The organism is Oceanobacillus timonensis (genome assembly GCF_900166635.1).
GTDB classification, from domain to species: Bacteria; Bacillota; Bacilli; order Bacillales; family Amphibacillaceae; genus Oceanobacillus; species Oceanobacillus timonensis.
Map to the genome: position 1 here is coordinate 578148 of NZ_LT800497.1, position 18008 is coordinate 596155.

The following is an 18008-nucleotide window of genomic DNA, read 5'->3' on the forward strand; positions in this document are numbered from 1 at the left end:
TGGTTTATTTAGGCTGAAAAGTGATTATTTTATCTCCCTTTATCAGTATGTTATTTCTTCCATGCGCCGCAGAATCCTATTAGAGCGCAGGCCAACCATGGAGACTCCTATGGGAATAGGGCGAGCTGAAGATCCACTTGAAAAGCGGTTTTCTTTTCAAGTTAGCTGAAGCCGTCCCCATGGAAAGCGGAGTGGTTGGCCGGAGCGGAGCAATACTCCATATCCTGGTCATCCTGAAACAGCAAGGTTTATATACTTATTCTTAGGCGCGAAAGTTGAGTTAATAAATTCAAACTTAACATGTTTTGTTCGAAAGGGAATCCAAGTTTGTGGCGGTATGTAAAAAGAGGTAAACTAAAAATAAAAATTTTGAAACAAATGTTATATCACTTTCGTACTACGTAAAGGAATAAAAATATGGAAAGAGAGCCAGTATTATCTGGATAAAACATGGAAGGAGTCAATGCACACTCATGAAAAAACGTATTGGAGCAATTGGATTGGTGCTTATGCTGCTTTTTTTAGCGGCATGTACAGAAGACGACAATGAATCTGCGGAAGAAACGCAGGAGGAGGGGGTAACTTCTGTACAAGCAGAGGAGATTGAGAAAGGGGACCTGACGCGGGAAAGAACATTCCACGCTCGGCTGGAAGCTTCCGGGATGACCCCGGTGATGATAGAACAACCTTTGGAAGTGGATGCGCTGGAAGTGAACATCGGTGATACAGTAGAAGAAGATGAAACCATTGCCACATTGACGCTGGATGGCAATACACAATCTGTAGATGCACCAGAGGCTGGGGAAATCATTCAAATTCAGGCAGAGGAAGGAGAGAATATCGATCCAGAAGAACCTTTTATTATGATTGCTGATACGGATGAATGGAAAGCAACCGGAAATGCTTCAGAGAGTATACTTAATCTTTTAAATATAGAGGACGAAGTGACTGTCACTGTAAGTGGAGAAGAAAAAACAGGGACGGTTACCAATATGGATAAAGTGCCGGATGATACAGGATTATACCCGGTTACTGCTGCATTGGAGGCAGGAGATGCATCGTTTGTTTCCGGAGCGGCTGCTAAAATAGCAGTGAATGAAACCGTGGAATCAGATGCGCTTCTTGTACCGACAGAAGCCGTTGTAGAAAATGCAGGAGAATCCTTTCTATTTGTTGTTACAGATGAAGATACAGCAGAACAGCGAGAGATTTCTGTGGTTACGATGCAATCGCAGCAAACAGCAATAGAAGGAGATGTGGAAGCAGGAGAAGAAATTGTGATAACAGGACAGTCGGGACTAGAAGACGGCGATGCTGTCGAAGTCGTGAAAGGGGAATAGATTGTGAAACAGCTTATAAAAACTTCTGTAAAACGACCAATTGGCGTCATCATGATCGTATTAGCTGTTCTTGCATTAGGATTCATGTCCTTGCGAAATCTTGCAGTTGATCTTTTCCCTGAAATCGATTTGCCCGTAGCCGTTGTTGCGACAAATTATCAAGATGCAGCTCCTGAAGATGTGCAGAATTCCATCAGCAGGCCGCTGGAATCAGCTGTAAGTTCCGTAGAAGGGATAGATACGGTTCAATCACAATCACAGTCTGGTTCTTCTATGGTCATGATGATGTTTCAAAATGGAACAGATTTAGACCAGGCTTTACTGGATGTAAGAGAGCAAGTTGATCAAGTGAAAGGGATGCTGCCGGAAGAGGCAGGAGATCCGAGTATTCTCCGTTTCAGTCCGGATTCCCTTCCAGTTATGTACTTAGGGTTGACAGGGAATGATTTAGCGCAGTTAACCGAAATAGCAGACCAGCAAATCATTCCTTTCTTTGAAAGACAAGAAGGTGTAGCCTCGGTCACGATTGAAGGAGGCTTGGAAAGAGAAATACAAATTGAGCTGGATGAAGCAAGTCTGGAACAGTATGACCTGACACCGCAAACAGTCATGGATACACTTGGGAGTGCCAACAGTTCTTCCTCCATCGGGACAGTGGAACAAGGAGACCAGGATTTACAGATTCGCGTGACAGGTGAATTTGAAACCATAGAAGATATTGAAAATACACAGATACAGTCCGAATCAGGTGGCGTTGTCCATATTTCCGATATTGCAACGGTAGAAGATGATTTTAAAGAGGCATCCTCGGAAACAATGGTCAATGGCGAGCATGCGATTGTACTTTCCATCATGAAGCAGACTGATGCCAATACGGTGGAAGTAGCCAATAATATAACCGATGCCATGCCGGGAATGACGGAAGAGTTGCCGGAAGGTCTTGGTCTTAATACCATCATTGATACATCCGATTTTATCGAGATGTCTATCGATTCGATTATCAATAATATTCTCATCGGCGGAGTCATCGCCTTTATTATTCTACTTCTTTTCTTAAAGAGTGTCCGTGCGACCATTGTGATTGGTCTATCGATTCCCATTGCGATTATTGCCACCTTTGTCTTGATGTACTTTACAGGTCAGACATTGAATGTGCTCTCTTTAGGCGGATTGGCGCTTGGAATCGGTATGATGCTGGATTCCTCCATTATTATACTGGAGAATATCTTCTCGTATCGAAGGAGAGGATACAGCCTGTTTGAAGCGGCAACCAAAGGATCGATTGAGCTGGCACCAGCTGTTATTGCTTCGACGACAACAACATTAGTCGTGTTTTTGCCAATTATCTTTGTAGAAGGAATGTCATCGGACTTATTTACACCGCTGGCATTGGCAGTGTCTTTCTCTTTAATTGCATCCTTAGTCGTTGCGATTACATTGGTACCGATGTTCTCTTCCAAACTATTAGCCAATGTGATGGAAGGTTCCGGAAAAAGATATTGGTTTGAACGGTTCTTGAATTGGCTGCGGAATCGTTATAGCAGCGGGCTGGAGAAGGTCCTCAAATTCCGGAAAACAACGGTGCTTGTCACCATAGCAGCGATTATTGGAAGCTTATTCCTGATTCCGAGAATTGGAATGGAATTTATGCCTTCTGCCGATCAGGGGCAAGGACAAATTACGGTGGAAACCCCGCCGGGAAGCACATTAGATTATACAGTCGATATCACAGAGCAAGTCGATGCTATTTTGGCTGATTATGAATCGTATATGGATGTCAGCTATGTTACTGTCGGTGCAGCTGATATGACAGGAAGTATGAATCAATCCACATATACGATGCAATTATTACCGGCATCGGAACGAGATCGGTCCACCGACGAAATCATGTTGGAAATCGATGAACGTGTCCAACAGATTGCCGGAGCAGATATTACAGCTTCTTCCATGGATGGCGGCATGCAAATGGGAGATCCGGTGACCATTCAATTAAATGGACCTGAAAATAATACGCTGATTGATTTATCCGAACAGATTCTTACAGAAATTGAAGAGATAGATGGGGTTACCAATACATCTTCTGCTGCAGAAGATGGTATTCCGCAAATGGAGATTCAAGTAGATGAAGACCTTGCCTCCAGCTATGGTTTAACGGAAGCACAGATTACAAGTCAGCTGGAAATGAAATTCTCCGGGCAAGTTGTCGGCCAGTATCGGGAAGAAGGCCAGGAAATTGATATGACGCTTTCTTATCCGGAAGACGAACGTACAAGTATAGAAGACTTGCTGGATACCACGATGCAATCACCGTCTGGAGCAACGGTTCCATTGGATGAGCTGGTAGAAATAGAACAGGCTGAAGGACCGCAAACGCTCTTAAGAGAAAACCAGCAGGCGCAGATGAATGTGAGTTCCGGTGTCGTGGGCCGTGATTTGGGAAGTGTTGTAACCGATATTGAAACAACACTCGATCAAATGCATTTTCCAGAAGGCTATTCGTATAACATAGGCGGTCAGGCAGAAGATATGGAAGAAGCCTTTATAGAGCTTGGGCTGGCGCTTATATTCTCGATTTTCTTAGTATACATCGTGCTCGCCGTACAATTTGAGAACCTGCTGCAGCCATTTATCATTATGTTTGCATTGCCAACAACCATTATTGGGGTCATCGTCGGATTATTTATGACAAATATCCCTCTCAGTGTCGCCGGTTTTATCGGTCTCATCATGCTTGCCGGTATCGTCGTAAATAATTCCATTGTGCTCGTAGATTACATCAATATTCTGCGCAGACGCGGGATGGACCAGATAGAAGCCATTATTGAAGCAGGACGCTCCAGATTGCGCCCGATTCTAATGACATCCCTCACAACGATTTTGGCGATGATTCCATTAGGGTTAGGCATCGGCGAAGGAGCGGAACTCCAGCAGCCGTTAGCTGTTACGATTATTTTTGGATTAACTGTTTCTAGTATCTTTACGTTATTCTTTGTTCCGGTTATTTACCTTATCTTTGATAATATGACGAAGAAAGTAACGGGGAGAAGAAAACGGAAGAAAGCGGCTAAAGCAGCTAAAACAGAGAAATAAAGGAAAATGAGTTGCAGTAGAGGTTTTCAACACAAAATATTTGTGAAGCGTGATACGGCGATTCATTTAAAAGTCTTTCAGGAAGAAGAAACGCTTTCTGAAAGGCTTTTTTTAATCAGGATTATATCATCTTAAATAAATTTTTAAAAAGTTGTTGCATTTTTAAAAAGATGCCTATATAATACACAAACAAGAAAACGTTTTCCGTTATGTATATGCAGTATACGATGGAAAACAATTATTTTTTTAATAAAACGGAAAACGTTTTCCGAAATATACATAATTATGGGAGGGCTTTCAATGAAAAAATTATATGGAATTACGACAGCGATGGTAACACCATTTACAGATGAAGGACAAATAGATTTAGAGAAAACAAAAGATGTGACTGATTTTTTAATCAATAAAGGAGTAGATTGTCTATTTCCGCTTGGTACAACAGGAGAAATGAACAAGCTGAATGTGGAGGAAAGAAAACTGGTTGCGGAAACCATTGTAAAACAAGCAGCCAACCGAGTCACTGTCTTTATACAGACAGGCGCACAGACACAGGAAGACACCATTGAACTGGCGCAACATGCAAGCAGCATCGGTGCTGACGGTATCGGTGTCGTAACACCGTATTTCCTGGGTACAAACGATACAGAAATGGAAGAATTTTATGTAACAGTTGCGAAAAGCGTTCCAGCTGATTTTCCAATTTATTTATATAATATTCCGCAGGCTTCTGCTAATGAACTGTTACCAGAAGTGGCGCAGCGTATCGTAGATAGAACAGAGAATGTTATCGGTATGAAATACAGCTATCCTGATTTTGTCCGGTTATCGGAGTATCTCAATATCAATAACGGTCATTTTTCGGTGCTAACCGGAACAGACAGACTACTCTTACCAGCGCTGGCAATGGGATGTGACGGGACGGTGTCCGGTGTTTCCAGTGCATATCCGGAGCCTTTTATTGCTACATATAAAGCATATCAGGAAGGGGATATCGAAAGTGCCCGAAAGTATCAGAAAGAAGCAGCAGCATATTGTGTCGCGCTGAAAGGCGGAGCGAATATGTCCTACTTTAAAGAAGCGTTAAAACATCGGGGAGTAGAAGCAGGAGCAATGAAAAAACCACAGTTGGATCTTGATCAGAAAGCTATCGATTCTTTAACGGATGAGCTGAAATCACTTGAAAGACATTCGGCAACGATTCAAGTATAATTCACTGTGTTGATTACACAGATGGAGGCTTGAATAGAGATGAAAAAAATAACAATCAGAGAAGTTGCTAAAGAAGCCGATGTAGCTATCAGTACGGTTTCAAAAGCATTAAATAAAACAGGATACGTCAGTGAAAGCACAGCTAAACGTGTTCAGGATGCCGTTTATAAGCTCCGTTATCAAGTGAATGCAAACGCACGCAGTTTAAAAGCGGAGCGAACCAATAAAATAGGATTGATTGTTTCCTATATTAATAATCCTTATTTAATGTCTATTGCCAAAGAGATTGAAAAGACAATTCGTTCCATAGGCTGCCATATGATTTTGATGAGTCATAATGATGATACAAAACAGGAAAGTGAACTGATCCAGCTGATTTTAGAACAGCAAGTAGACGGTTTGGTATTGGTCCCGACCGGAGGGAATAAAGCGTTAATTGAAGATGTACAAGACCGTGGCATTCCAGTTATCGCAGTGGACCGGCTTGCTGATGGCGTTTTAACCGATAGCATTGAAGATGACAATTACTATGGATCTTATGAAGCTATTTCTTATTTAAATAAACTGGGCCATCATAAAATTGCGCTTTTATTTGGACATCAAAATCATTCCAATGGCAGGGGACGGTATCAAGGCGCAGTAGACGCGATGGAAGAGCTGGGAAATCCGATCGATGAAAGATATATCCGCCAGGGCTGGTTTCATGAAGAAGAGGCCTATCGGGAAACGAAGGAAATGCTGTTACTTCAAGAACCGCCAACAGCTATATATAGTTGTAATAATACGATGACAAAAGGCGTTTTAAAAGCTCTTATAGAGCAAGATCTCAAAGTGCCGGAGGATATGTCTGTCATCGCATTTGGCGATAGAGAACAATGGGAATTGATCACTCCTAAACTGACCTTGATTACGCAGCCGATGAAGCGAATTGGAACAGAAGCGGCAAGTTTATTGAAGAACCGGCTGACATTGAAAGAAGCTTATGAACCGAAGCAGATTGTGATTAAACCGAAATTAGAGATTGGAGAAAGTTGTGCGCGTTTAAATACGAATAAAGAGGGATGATAATGAACAGTATGTATAAAGTTTTAATTGGATTACTGAGTATTGTGTTCCTTGTAGGGTGCAGTACAACAACGCAAGAAAACGTCGAAAATTATCCGGATGAACAAATCAGTTTAGTTGTGCCATTTGATACGGGAGGCGCCTCTGATATGGTATCCAGGGCAGTAGCGATGGAAATGGAAAATGAATTAGGCGTTCCTGTTGTGATTATTAATAAAACAGGAGGTTCCGGAGCAATCGGCGTCTATGATGTAATGGCATCATCTCCTGATGGTTATAGAATTGGTTATGTTCCAGTGGAATTATCCATGTATGAAAGTCTGGAAATTGCTAATGTTCCACCAGAAGATTTTGAATATCTCAGCCGGATTATGACGATACCGCCTGCGATTACTGTACCGGCCGATGCACCGTACGATACGTTGGAAGAATTTCTTGACTATGCGGAAGAACATCCGGGAGAAATCCAAATAGGGAATTCCGGAACGGGTTCTATATGGCACATTGCCGCAGCTGCTTTAGCTCAGGAAACGGGAACTTCTTTTAATTATGTCCCGTTTGAGGGAGCTGCTCCAGCAGTCAGTTCGCTTCTCGGCGGTCACATCGATGCTGTTTCTGTAAGCCCATCTGAAGTCAAGGCAGGCATAGACGGTGGAGACTTAAAGGTACTAGCTGTTATGGGAGAAGAACGGGATCCGATTGTACCGGATGTTCCTACCCTTCAAGAAGAAGGTATAGACCTTACGTTAGGAGCTTGGGGAGGATTTGTCGCACCAAAAGATACGCCACAGGAAATTGTGGACGCTTTAGATCATGCAATTAACAAAAGTATGGAAACGGATACATTCAAGCGATTAGCAGAAACGAATGGGTTGACCCCTGCATATTTATCCAATGAAGATTTTAAGGAATTTGTGTTGGGAGAATACGATTTTTACAATGAATTTATTCCAACCATCCAGATGCAGTAATGGATTAGCATAAATGATAGATGAGGGGAGGAAATATTAATGAAAAAAACCAATCTGATATTTAATGCCATATTGTTTGTGGCGATTGTTTACCTATTCGTTTTAACTTTCTTTTTCCCGACTCGTTTTGGTATAGAGGATTCAGGACCAGCAATTTTCCCAAGATTTGCACTTATTGGTCTCGCTGTTCTTTTATTGATAGATACAATATCTACTATTCGGAAAAGTGGTAATATTCCTTTATTTACACAAGAAGAGAAAAAGAAATTAGTCCGTTTCATGTTGTTATTAGCGACCATTTTTGTTTTTGTACTTCTACTAGGCAAAATAAATTTTATTATCCTTTCGTTCATCAGTTTGTTTGTCGTTAGTATGATTTTTAAACTCAAATGGATCACATCAGTAATGACGTCTGTGGTATTAACCTTGTTTATTTACTTTGTTTTTGTTGAAGGTTTAAATATTGTTTTTTAGGAGGTGTTTATGTGGATACAATCATTCAACTATTTCAACCAAGTGTGATTCTCTTTATGATCCTTGGTTCTGTACTGGGGTTATTTATCGGAGCACTTCCCGGATTGACAGCAACAATGGGGGTAGCTGTTTTAACACCGCTTACTTTTTGGCTGGAACCGGCAGACGGGTTGGCTATGCTGATTGCCATTTACTGTACAGCCATTTTTGCGGGGGATATACCGGCTATTCTTGTAAATACCCCGGGAACTCCTGCCTCTGTTGTAACGACATTTGATGGATATAAATTGACACAGAAAGGAAAAGAAGGGATAGCACTCGGAATTAATGCTATCTATTCCGGGTTAGGCGGTCTGGTAAGTGTGCTGTTCTTAATCGTCGCTTCCGTGCCAATTTCAAAATTTGCGCTTAGCTTCGGACCGGCGGAATATTTTTCCCTGGCGGTATTTGGGTTATCCATTATGATTAGCGTTGCTTCCAAATCAATTATAAAGGGCCTTATCTCCGGATTTATCGGTCTGTTTATTATTACAATTGGTTTGGATCCGATAATGAATATTCCACGCTTTACATATGGCTATCCTCCGTTATTGGAAGGCTTTTCTTTCATACCGGTGATGATAGGTCTATTCGGTTTAGGGGAAGTATTCAGCCAAATGTTAGGCAAAAATGAAAATATTAAAGTAGAGAAAAGAAAAGTAGGACGAATTATCCCAACAAAAGCGGAACGAAAAGAAGTGCGGCGACCGTTTCTAGTCTCTTCTGTATTAGCAACATTTATTGGCGCTATTCCTGGAGCAGGCGGAGATATAGCATCGATGATTTCCTGGAACCAGAATAAAAATATGTCAAAGGGAGAGAAGAAAGAGGAATATGGGAACGGCTCGCTTGGAGGGGTCACATCTGCTGCGGTATCAAATAATGCTGTGATCGGTGGAGCTTTTACAACCATGATGACATTGGGGCTGCCTGGTGACGCAGTAACGGCGATATTGATTGGTTCATTAATGATGTATGGTCTTGACCCTGGTCCGGCTTTGTTTACAGATAATATTGAAATGGTGCATTTAATCTTCGGGCTTTTGATTATTGCTAATATTTTAGTGATCGTCATCGGTTTGTTAGGATCTAATTTATTTTCGCGCATCATGCTGATTAAACAGGAGATTATCTGGGTAGCAATAATTATTTTCTGTGTCATTGGATCTTACGCAATTAACAATTCCTATTTTGATGTGTGGGTTATGGTAATAGCAGGAATAGCCGGTTTCTTATTTAAGAAGCTCGATATTCCGTTAGGACCGCTTATTTTAGCATTGATACTCGGTCCAATGGCGGAGTCAAACTTCCGCAGAGCACTGGTAATTAGTCAGGGTGATGGGATGATGATTTTTCTAACGAGCCCGATTGCTCTCATTTTACTAATCATTGCAGCTGTTTCCATTGTTATCCCGGTTATACGCAAATTAAAAGCGAAAGAAACTTTGTAAGCAGTAATGATTGCATCTGATTTATCAAACGATGATGAAACGTCCAGTTGGATATGCTTTCTGTCCATCAAAGGGTTCCTATTAAAAAAATAATTGGAGGAGAAGATAATGAAAAAATTTATTAATAAACCAGAGAATGTTGTCAGTGAAATGTTAGAAGGATTATTAATAGCTCATTCTGACTTATTAAAATCGGTTGAGAATAATCCAAAGAACCTTGCCAGAAAAGATGCACCTGTACAAGATAAAGTTGCTATTGTTTCCGGCGGAGGGTCTGGCCATTTACCGCTGTTCCTGGGCTATATTGGAAAAGGAATGCTTGATGGGGTGGCAGTAGGAGAAATATTTGCTTCTCCGAGTTCCAAACAAATATTCGATATTACAAAAGAAGTAAACAGTGGAAAAGGCGTTCTTTATTTATACGGGAATTACGGCGGCGACGTTATGAACTTTGATATGGCTGCAGAAATGGCGGAAATGGAAGATATCGAAACCGCTACAGTAATCGGCACAGACGATGTAGCCTCTATGCCAAAAGGACAAGAAGATCAGCGCAGAGGGGTAGCCGGTTTATTTTACCTTTATAAATTGGCTGGTGCTAAAGCGGAAGAAGGAGCTTCCTTAGAAGAAGTAGCAGAAGTCGCGAAACGAGCCAACCAATCTGTCAGAACAATGGGTGTAGGATTGAGTCCATGTATATTGCCGGAAGTAGGGAGACCGTCATTTACAATAGAAGAAGGACACATGGAAATTGGTATGGGAATCCATGGGGAGCCTGGCTATTATAAAGGGGAAATACAAACAGCTGACGAAGTCGCTGAGACCATCGTTTCCAAGATTTCCAGTGATTTATCATTAGAAGCAGGAAATGAAGTTTCTGTTTTAGTAAATGGACTTGGAGCAACCCCATTAGAAGAGCAATATATTATTTTTCGTAAGGTGAGCAATATATTCCAAGAAAAAAATATCACGATGGATAAAGTATATATAGGGGAATATGCGACTTCTCTGGAAATGGCCGGTTTATCAATCTCTGTGTTGAAATTAGATGACGAGCTCAAGAGACTTTTAAATACACCGTATACGACACCTTTCCATGTTCAAGTTTAGAGAGGAGATGATGAGGAATGGGACGTAAATTAGATGTACAGGATATGAAAAATATATTTGTCGAAATAAAAACCATTATGGAAGAACAAAAAGATTACTTATGTGAATTAGATGGAGCGCTTGGTGATGGGGACATTGGTTTGACAGTGACAAAGGGATTTAAATCTATCATAGACGAAACAGCAAATATGGATGTAACAGATATCGGATTGTTTGTGAAAAAGAGCGGTTTTACCTTAGCTGAAGCGGTGCCTTCAACTATTGGAACTATTTTAGCATCAGCACTGATGCAAGCTGGAAAAGCGTTAAAAGAGAAAGAAGAACTGGACACGTCCGACGTTGCTTTGTTTTTTAAAGGCATGATTGAAGGAATCCGCAAACGCGGCAAGGCTGAATTAGGTGATAAAACCATTTTAGATTCTTTATATCCTGCAGTGGATGCGTTAGAAGAATCTGTTAACCAGGGACTTTCATTGGAGGAAGCGGCAGCTGCTGCTTATCAAAAGGCAATGGACGGTGCTGAAAATACAAAAAATCTGCAATCGAAACATGGAAGAGCAGAACGCTATTTTGAAAAGTCTATTGGACATCAGGATCCTGGTGCAACAGTCGGCGCGCTTATCGTAAAAGGATTTGATGTGTACTTGAACAAAGGTTAACCAAATACCTTAGAGGCAAAAAACAAGGGGAAGCAGCTGTGACATCACGGCTCCCCTTGTTTTTTGTTTGTAAAAAGTAATGAAATACCGATATTGTACAGGTGTAAGCTACATGAATAGCTGAAGAACAATAAAATGACGTTCAACACCAAAATGTAAACAAACATTTTTTTGCAGTATTTGTAGTAATTTCGGGTAGAATAAAAGAGAGGATACAAGTTATGATGAAACGGAAACACAGGGTAAGCAGCTGCCTTGTAGAAGCCGGCAATATATTGATGAGCATTTTCATTCTTTCGTTCTCGTTTTTGTTCAAAATAGAGTAAATCGGGTATGATAAAGAAAAAAGGGTAACGGAAAGAAGGTAAATAAAATGATAATATCCCAAGTGATGCAATTAATAACTGGTATCTTTGAAGGATTATTAGGAATTCCGCTTTTTGGCGGCGTGTACATTATGGGATCCGGATATACACCACTATTTGTTATGTTAATTCTTCATATTATTACATTATTCCTCGCTAACCGTGATGGACGGTGGATAGCAGGTAGTATTTTAGGTATTGTGACAAGCATTATCGGCTTTATTCCTTTAGTAGGTATGGTGCTGCATTGGGCTACTTGTATTGTCTTAATTATATCCGTGTTCCAACCGAAAAGGTATTAAAAACAAATAAAAACCATCCTGCTTGATTGAACGAAGCAGGATGGTTTTTTAATATAGGGAAACGGATTTCCCGATGAAAATTTCATTATCCGATGATAATACTTATTCCGGCCACCAATGGAAGCCATCTTTTTCTAATAATTCATCAGCAGCTTTTGGCCCCATTGAACCGGACGCATAGTTTGGAAAGTCTGGCTTTTCATTAGACCAGCTTGCTAAAATACGGTCAACAAATTCCCAGGATAACGCGACTTCATCCCAATGTGTAAAGTTGGTTGCATCGCCAATCATGCTATCATAGAGCAGTTTTTCATAAGCTTCCGGCGTATTGATACCGGAAGCGGCGTCCTGATGATAAGCAAGTTGAATAGGCTCGGTTAAATTGCCATTTCCGGTTTTCTTGGCATTCAGATGCAGGGTTATCCCTTCATTCGGTTGAATATTGATGACAAGCAAGTTCGGATTGCGTAAATCATCTTTTTTATGATACAGATTCATAGGAATATCTTTAAATTCCACGACAATTTTTGTTGACTTTTCCTTCATTCGTTTTCCTGTACGGATATAGAATGGAACACCGGCCCAGCGATAGTTATCAATAACCAGCTTTCCTGCAACAAATGTTTCCGTAGCAGAATCCTTTAAAGCATCCGCTTCATCTTGATAACCAATTACGTTCTCACCGTCGATTTCCCCGGCACCATATTGTCCACGGACAAAATATTTACTTACTTTTTCTTCTTCAATCGTACGTAATGCACGCAATACCTTAATTTTCTCTGAGCGGATTTCTTCTGTGCTCAGATTAATTGGAGGCTCCATCGCAAGCAAGGCGACCATCTGCAGCATATGATTCTGGATCATATCTCTGGTTGCGCCGGATGTATCATAATAATGTGCGCGCTCTTCTACACCAAGCGTTTCGCTGCTGGTTACTTGAATATTATTGATAAATTGGTTATTCCATAAGTGTTCAAAGATGCCATTCGCAAAACGGATAACCTCAATATTTTGAACCATTTCTTTTCCAAGATAATGGTCGATACGGTAAATTTGATCTTCATTAAAAGCAGCTTGTAATTCTTGATTCAATTTCTCAGCAGATGGCAAGTCATGGCCGAATGGTTTTTCAATCACTAATCGTGTCCAGCCGGATGTTTCTTTTAAACCATGATCTTTCAACTGATTGGCAATGGTGCCAAAGAAGTCAGGAGCCATAGCTAAATAAAACAAGCGGTTGCCTTCTGTGCGGTATTCCCGTTCCAACGACTCCACCATAAATTTCAAGTCATTATAGGACTCTGTAGATGTAACATCAAACGATTTATAGTAAAAATGAGACGTGAATTCGGATACGTCTTCATCTTCAGAAACGAGTCCTTGAATGGATTGCGCCACCTTCTCACGGATAATATCGTTATTCCATCCGCGGCGGGCAAGGCCAATTACAGCAAAATTCTCATCTAATTTACCGCTCTTATAAAGACGGTAAATGGAAGGGTATAATTTGCGATTTGCCAAATCGCCAGTGGCTCCAAAAATCACAATCGTTGCTTTTGGTTGTATAGTTTCACTCATGATTAGATTCCTCAATTCTTTAGTTTCTGTAAAGATGTTCAAAATGCTGCTTCATAAGCTCATAAATAAATCTCTGCATATTATATCCATCACGGTTTTTATGGATTCGTGAATGATGGATTGCTGATTTTATTAAAACTTTTTGAATAAACAATCAAACATTAAAATTCCCTAAAGATAGAAGGGGATTAATCATTAACTTTACAGAATGAGCCGTGGCTTTGTCAATTTATTTACCTCGAAAAAGGAGTTAATAGATTTATTTTTCTGAAATTAATTGGAGTTAAAAAGTCCTCTTTCATGCCAACGTCTTTTGTGCATTATCAACAGGACGATATAGGATATTCTCTTATTAAAAACTCAACTTTCGTACTTAAGAATAAGCATATAAGCCTTGCTGTTCCAGGATGAACATGATCGCTATTATCATGCTTGCTTTTCGTTCAATCATTCTTGTATTTTTTGAACATGGTAGGGTGTATAGCTTCCGCTCCGGCCAACCACTACGCTTTCCGACGTACAGGACGTACTAGTGCAGACGTTGCAACAAATGTTTTCGGTGGGGTGAGTAAGCGCAACCCCAGGACGTTGCGATCTTAGTCTGCCATGGGGACGGCTTCAGCTAACTTGAAAAGAAAACCGCTTTTCAAGTGGATCTTCAGCTCGCCCTGCGATGCACAAATGTTTTCGATGGGGCGAGTAACCGCAGTCCCACGACGTGCAAGTGCAGGCGTTGTGACTGGAGTCACGGTTTTAGCCTGTAAACCACTCGTTCTTCGTGGTTGGCCTGCGCTTTAATAGGATTCTACAGCGCATGGAAGAAATAACACCCTGATGAAGTGAGATAAAATAATACTAGCTTTATTTCAGAATAATTGCTAAAATGTAAATAATTCAACGAAAGGAAGTGTTCTATTGTTTACAGCGCCCGTTATATTCGAAGAAAAAGCAGATTACATGAAACATGATCGGCTGACAAAAAAGCTGATACAAGAGTTTTTCGAAGAGTTCATCGAAGGATTTTTCCCCGACCTTCACCCCTACATTGATTTCACCAACGTCACATTCCTAGAGCAGGAAGTCTACCTGGACTACATCGAAGGCTCCAAAAAGGAAATTGACGTGCTCGCCGAAGTGAAGTTGCATTACGAGGATAAAATTCTCCATATTCATACCGAAGCGCAATCCACCCATGAAGCAAATTTCCCCGAAAGAATGTTTCTCTACTTCAGCTATCTTTACGCCAAACACCGCAAACCAATTCAACCCATCGCCGTTTTGAGTTATAATAGAAGCCAAGAAGAACCGACACAATTCAAAATCAATACACCCACCCAAGAAGTACTTCAATTTAACTTTTTGCAATTACAATTAAGAAAGAAAAACTGGAAAGAATATATTCAATCAGATAACCCGGCCGCAGCAGCGTTGCTTAGTCAGATGGGCTATGAAGAACACGAGCGTGTCCAAGTAAAGTTGGAATTTCTGCGTATGATTACCCGCATGAAAATCAATCCGGTGCAAATGGAATTCCTTTACGGTTATTTCGAGACTTATTTAAAACTAAACAAAAAGGAGGGGGAACAAATGATGGAGAAAATGGAGAACTTGCCGGAAGAGGAAAAAGAAATGGTCATGCAGCTGCCGAATTCTTATTTTGAGAGAGGGAAGCAAGAAGGGATAGAAGAAGGGATAGAAAAGGGGATAAAAAAGCGGAACCGGGAGTTAGCTTTGAAACTGATAACAAGAGGTATGTCAACCAGTGATATTGCAGAGATTACAGATTTAAGCGAAGCAGAAATTAAAAAGCTTGCTAGTGAGTAAACAAATAAAATAGGTTATCTGTTTCCATAACCAAACAAAGTGAGCTGGTTTACATGTAAATTGGTTCACTTTGTTTATAGGAAGCAAAATTTATTTCGAGACTTATTTAAAACGAAACAAAGAGGAGGAACAGATGATGGAGAAAATGAAAAACTTGCCAGAAGAGGAAAAAGAAATGGTCATGCAGCTGCCGAATTCTTATTTTGAGAGAGGGAAGCAAGAAGGGATAGAAGAAGGGATAGAAAAGGGGATAGAAAAGCGGAACCGGGAGGTAGCATTGAAACTGATAACAAGAGGTATGTCAATCAGTGACATTGCAGAGATTACAGACTTAAGCGAAGCAGAAATAAAAAAGCTTGCAAGTAAATAACCCATCAATTCATCTGCTATGATGAAGCGGCACAAGGAAGCCTGTTTTAAATAAAAACCGACTTCCTTGTTTCAAGCTGTACAGTCACGCTCTTTTTTAAAAGGAAGCGCCCTGCCATCACTGCTTTGCCTTATTCCACTTCAAGATGATCTGATTAATAACTTGGGAGAACATTAAACCGATCGCAATGCCCCCGGCTAGCAGCATTACCTGCGCAGAGAGCTGAATCGCTGTATTATAGTCATTTTCAACAAAGTTCCGCATGGCATTGTAGGCAACACCGCCCGGAACAAGAGGGATAATACCGGACACAGTAAATACAATGATCGGACGTTTTAGGATACGGGAACATAGTTGACTGAGAATGGAAACAAGCATAGCTGCAAATGTGGTTGCAGCAACGATATCAACATGAAATTCCCTTAATGTATAAAATAAAATCCAGCCGAGCATACCGACAAGGCCGCATGGTATCAATGATTTTTTGGGCGCATTAAACAATACACCAAAACCTGCAGACGCAATAAAGCTGGCTGCAAGTTGGACAATAATGTCGAACATGTTACGTTATCCCTCCATTCTAAGGTGTCTCGAAAAGTGTTTGTGACATGGCGGGACTTTGAAACACCCTTTTAAAATAAATATTAAACCGGAAAGAACCCATAAACCATCGCAATTCCAGCTCCGATGGCTACAGCTGTGAGTAGTGACTCGATTCCTTTGGAAACACCGGAAACAAGGTGGCCAGCCATTAAATCTCGAATCGCATTTGTAATTGGAAGGCCGGGAACAAGTGGCATCACAGCGCCGATGATAATCATTTCCAGACTGGCGCCGAAGCCAAGCAGAAAGCAGGTGGCAGCTGTTAATCCAATGAAAGAGGATCCGATAAACTCTGCAAGAAAGCGAATCTCAACGATTTTATCAAAGAGAATCATCGTTAAGTAACCGATGCTTCCAGCAAGACAAGCCGGCAAAAAGTCTGGCCAGGTGCCGCCAAACATGAGAGCGAAACAACCGCTCACGAGTGTAGCTGCGAGTACTTGGAAGCTTAATGAAAAAGTCGGCACATTTGTTTCTAAGGTTTCCAGCTTGCTATAGGCCTTTTCCAAAGGGAGTTGAAGCGCAACAATTTCCCGGGAAAGCTGATTCACGTTATCAATTTTATGTAAATCGGTAGCCCGTTTCGTAATTCTTAAGAAGTAACTGTTGGATGTGTAATCGGGTGAAAAATGCAGCCCGGTTAATGTCGCATAACTTTGCGGATGCTCGACACCATAAGCCCGTGCAATCCGATCCATGGTATCCTCGACCCGGTATGTCTCCGCCCCGGCAGCCAGCATGATTTTTCCGGCTAATAAACAAATTTTTTCCACTGTTACAGATTGTTTTTCCAAAAGATAATCCTCCCTTCCGATTCTAAATGAACGCTGTCAATTCTCTCTATTTTATTACAGCATTTCCGCTATGCCAATAATAAAGCGTACCTATCCGGATGGGCTAACCGTTACTAGGATAAAAACAATAGCAATCACAGGGATAGCGTTAGCTAAAGCGATGGCGATAAGGATAAAGGACTGGATGCGCTGCTTTAGCTCTTTTCCAACCTCGCCTGCAGGAGAACGTTGGGAGAAAATATAAAAGATATCAATAATCATGAAAAGGGCAACGATGATGATGGGAATGAAAGCATCACTTATTTTCAACTGTTCAGCAGGAGAAAAAACATATCCCAGTATAACCATGGCGATAGGTAACATTTCAACCATAGATACCTTGATAAAAAAACGATTTAAATAGACGGAAAATTGATCCGGGTCTGCCAGCATGTTATCCAATGTGGAACGGAACGTAGCAATAATCCCTAAAACAGCAATAACAGCCGCCAGTACATAGAGATATAAAAACAATCCAGGCACCTCCTGGTGAGAAGTTTTGATGTACTATTGAATGTATCATACCCTCACCTGTAATAAAAGCCATATTTGTCTATTTCGATTCAAGCAAAAACCCTGCCATGAAAGTTTCCCGAAGAATAATTGGATAAATCATTGCGCAATCTAGGAAGAGTCCTATATAATTTAAAGGAGTCGACAGGAAAAAATGTCGAAAACATGAAAATACGAAGGAAACTTGTATGAAGATTATTTTATGATTGCTG

Annotated in this window: 16 protein-coding genes; 12 read left to right on the top strand and 4 right to left on the bottom strand. The window is 40.8% G+C overall.

The window, feature by feature from the left end:
* The first annotated feature begins 473 nt into the window (after positions 1-473).
* The 10 genes from B7E05_RS03140 (at position 474) to B7E05_RS03185 (ending at position 12075) form a co-directional block, all read left to right on the top strand.
* On the top strand, positions 474-1340 hold the full coding sequence (locus B7E05_RS03140) for an efflux RND transporter periplasmic adaptor subunit (RefSeq protein WP_080872442.1): 867 nt from the start codon (positions 474-476) through the stop codon (positions 1338-1340).
* A 3-nt stretch (positions 1341-1343) separates the two neighbouring features.
* Positions 1344-4430, top strand: coding sequence for an efflux RND transporter permease subunit (locus B7E05_RS03145; protein ID WP_281252427.1), 3087 nt, complete (start codon positions 1344-1346; stop codon positions 4428-4430).
* A 300-nt stretch (positions 4431-4730) separates the two neighbouring features.
* The gene (locus B7E05_RS03150) at positions 4731-5639 is read left to right on the top strand and encodes a dihydrodipicolinate synthase family protein (protein ID WP_080872445.1); all 909 of its coding nucleotides are present in this window, start codon (positions 4731-4733) and stop codon (positions 5637-5639) included.
* A 39-nt stretch (positions 5640-5678) separates the two neighbouring features.
* On the top strand, positions 5679-6704 hold the full coding sequence (locus tag B7E05_RS03155; protein ID WP_080872447.1) for a LacI family DNA-binding transcriptional regulator: 1026 nt from the start codon (positions 5679-5681) through the stop codon (positions 6702-6704).
* Between the two features lie 2 nt (positions 6705-6706).
* Positions 6707-7675 (top strand): tripartite tricarboxylate transporter substrate binding protein, encoded by a 969-nt coding sequence (locus B7E05_RS03160; RefSeq protein WP_080872449.1) that lies wholly within the window; start codon positions 6707-6709, stop codon positions 7673-7675.
* 39 nt (positions 7676-7714) lie between these two features.
* A complete protein-coding gene (locus B7E05_RS03165) occupies positions 7715-8149 on the top strand; it encodes a tripartite tricarboxylate transporter TctB family protein (RefSeq protein WP_080872451.1) in 435 nt (144 codons plus the stop codon).
* Between the two features lie 11 nt (positions 8150-8160).
* Complete coding sequence (locus B7E05_RS03170; protein WP_179134438.1) at positions 8161-9639, top strand: tripartite tricarboxylate transporter permease; 1479 nt, start codon at positions 8161-8163, stop codon at positions 9637-9639.
* Positions 9640-9747: 108 nt separating this feature from the next.
* A complete protein-coding gene (locus B7E05_RS03175) occupies positions 9748-10749 on the top strand; it encodes a dihydroxyacetone kinase subunit DhaK (protein ID WP_080872453.1) in 1002 nt (333 codons plus the stop codon).
* 17 nt (positions 10750-10766) lie between these two features.
* Positions 10767-11408 (top strand): dihydroxyacetone kinase subunit DhaL, encoded by a 642-nt coding sequence (dhaL, locus tag B7E05_RS03180; protein ID WP_080872455.1) that lies wholly within the window; start codon positions 10767-10769, stop codon positions 11406-11408.
* A gap of 373 nt (positions 11409-11781) precedes the next feature.
* A complete protein-coding gene (locus B7E05_RS03185; RefSeq protein WP_080872458.1) occupies positions 11782-12075 on the top strand; it encodes a hypothetical protein in 294 nt (97 codons plus the stop codon).
* Positions 12076-12177: 102 nt separating this feature from the next.
* Here B7E05_RS03185 and zwf read toward each other — a convergent pair whose 3' ends face one another.
* Positions 12178-13653 carry a glucose-6-phosphate dehydrogenase gene (gene zwf / locus B7E05_RS03190; protein WP_080872460.1) on the bottom strand — a complete coding sequence of 492 codons (1476 nt, stop codon included), beginning with the start codon at positions 13651-13653 and terminating at the stop codon, positions 12178-12180.
* Positions 13654-14568: 915 nt separating this feature from the next.
* On the opposite strand from zwf, the gene B7E05_RS03195 reads away from it, so the two are divergent.
* Both B7E05_RS03195 and B7E05_RS03200 read left to right on the top strand, forming a co-directional pair.
* Positions 14569-15477, top strand: coding sequence for an Rpn family recombination-promoting nuclease/putative transposase (locus B7E05_RS03195; protein ID WP_080872462.1), 909 nt, complete (start codon positions 14569-14571; stop codon positions 15475-15477).
* Positions 15478-15547: 70 nt separating this feature from the next.
* Entirely contained in the window at positions 15548-15847 is a 300-nt protein-coding gene (locus B7E05_RS03200) for an RpnC/YadD family protein (protein ID WP_281252428.1), read from the top strand.
* Positions 15848-15964: 117 nt separating this feature from the next.
* On the opposite strand, the gene B7E05_RS03205 is transcribed toward B7E05_RS03200, so the two are convergent.
* The 3 genes from B7E05_RS03205 to B7E05_RS03215 form a co-directional block, all read right to left on the bottom strand.
* A complete protein-coding gene (locus B7E05_RS03205; protein WP_080872467.1) occupies positions 15965-16408 on the bottom strand; it encodes a threonine/serine exporter family protein in 444 nt (147 codons plus the stop codon).
* Positions 16409-16491: 83 nt separating this feature from the next.
* Positions 16492-17244, bottom strand: a complete 753-nt coding sequence (locus tag B7E05_RS03210; RefSeq protein WP_080872469.1) for a threonine/serine exporter family protein — start codon at positions 17242-17244, stop codon at positions 16492-16494.
* Positions 17245-17334: 90 nt separating this feature from the next.
* On the bottom strand, positions 17335-17757 hold the full coding sequence (locus B7E05_RS03215; protein WP_080872472.1) for a hypothetical protein: 423 nt from the start codon (positions 17755-17757) through the stop codon (positions 17335-17337).
* Positions 17758-18008: the final 251 nt, after the last annotated feature.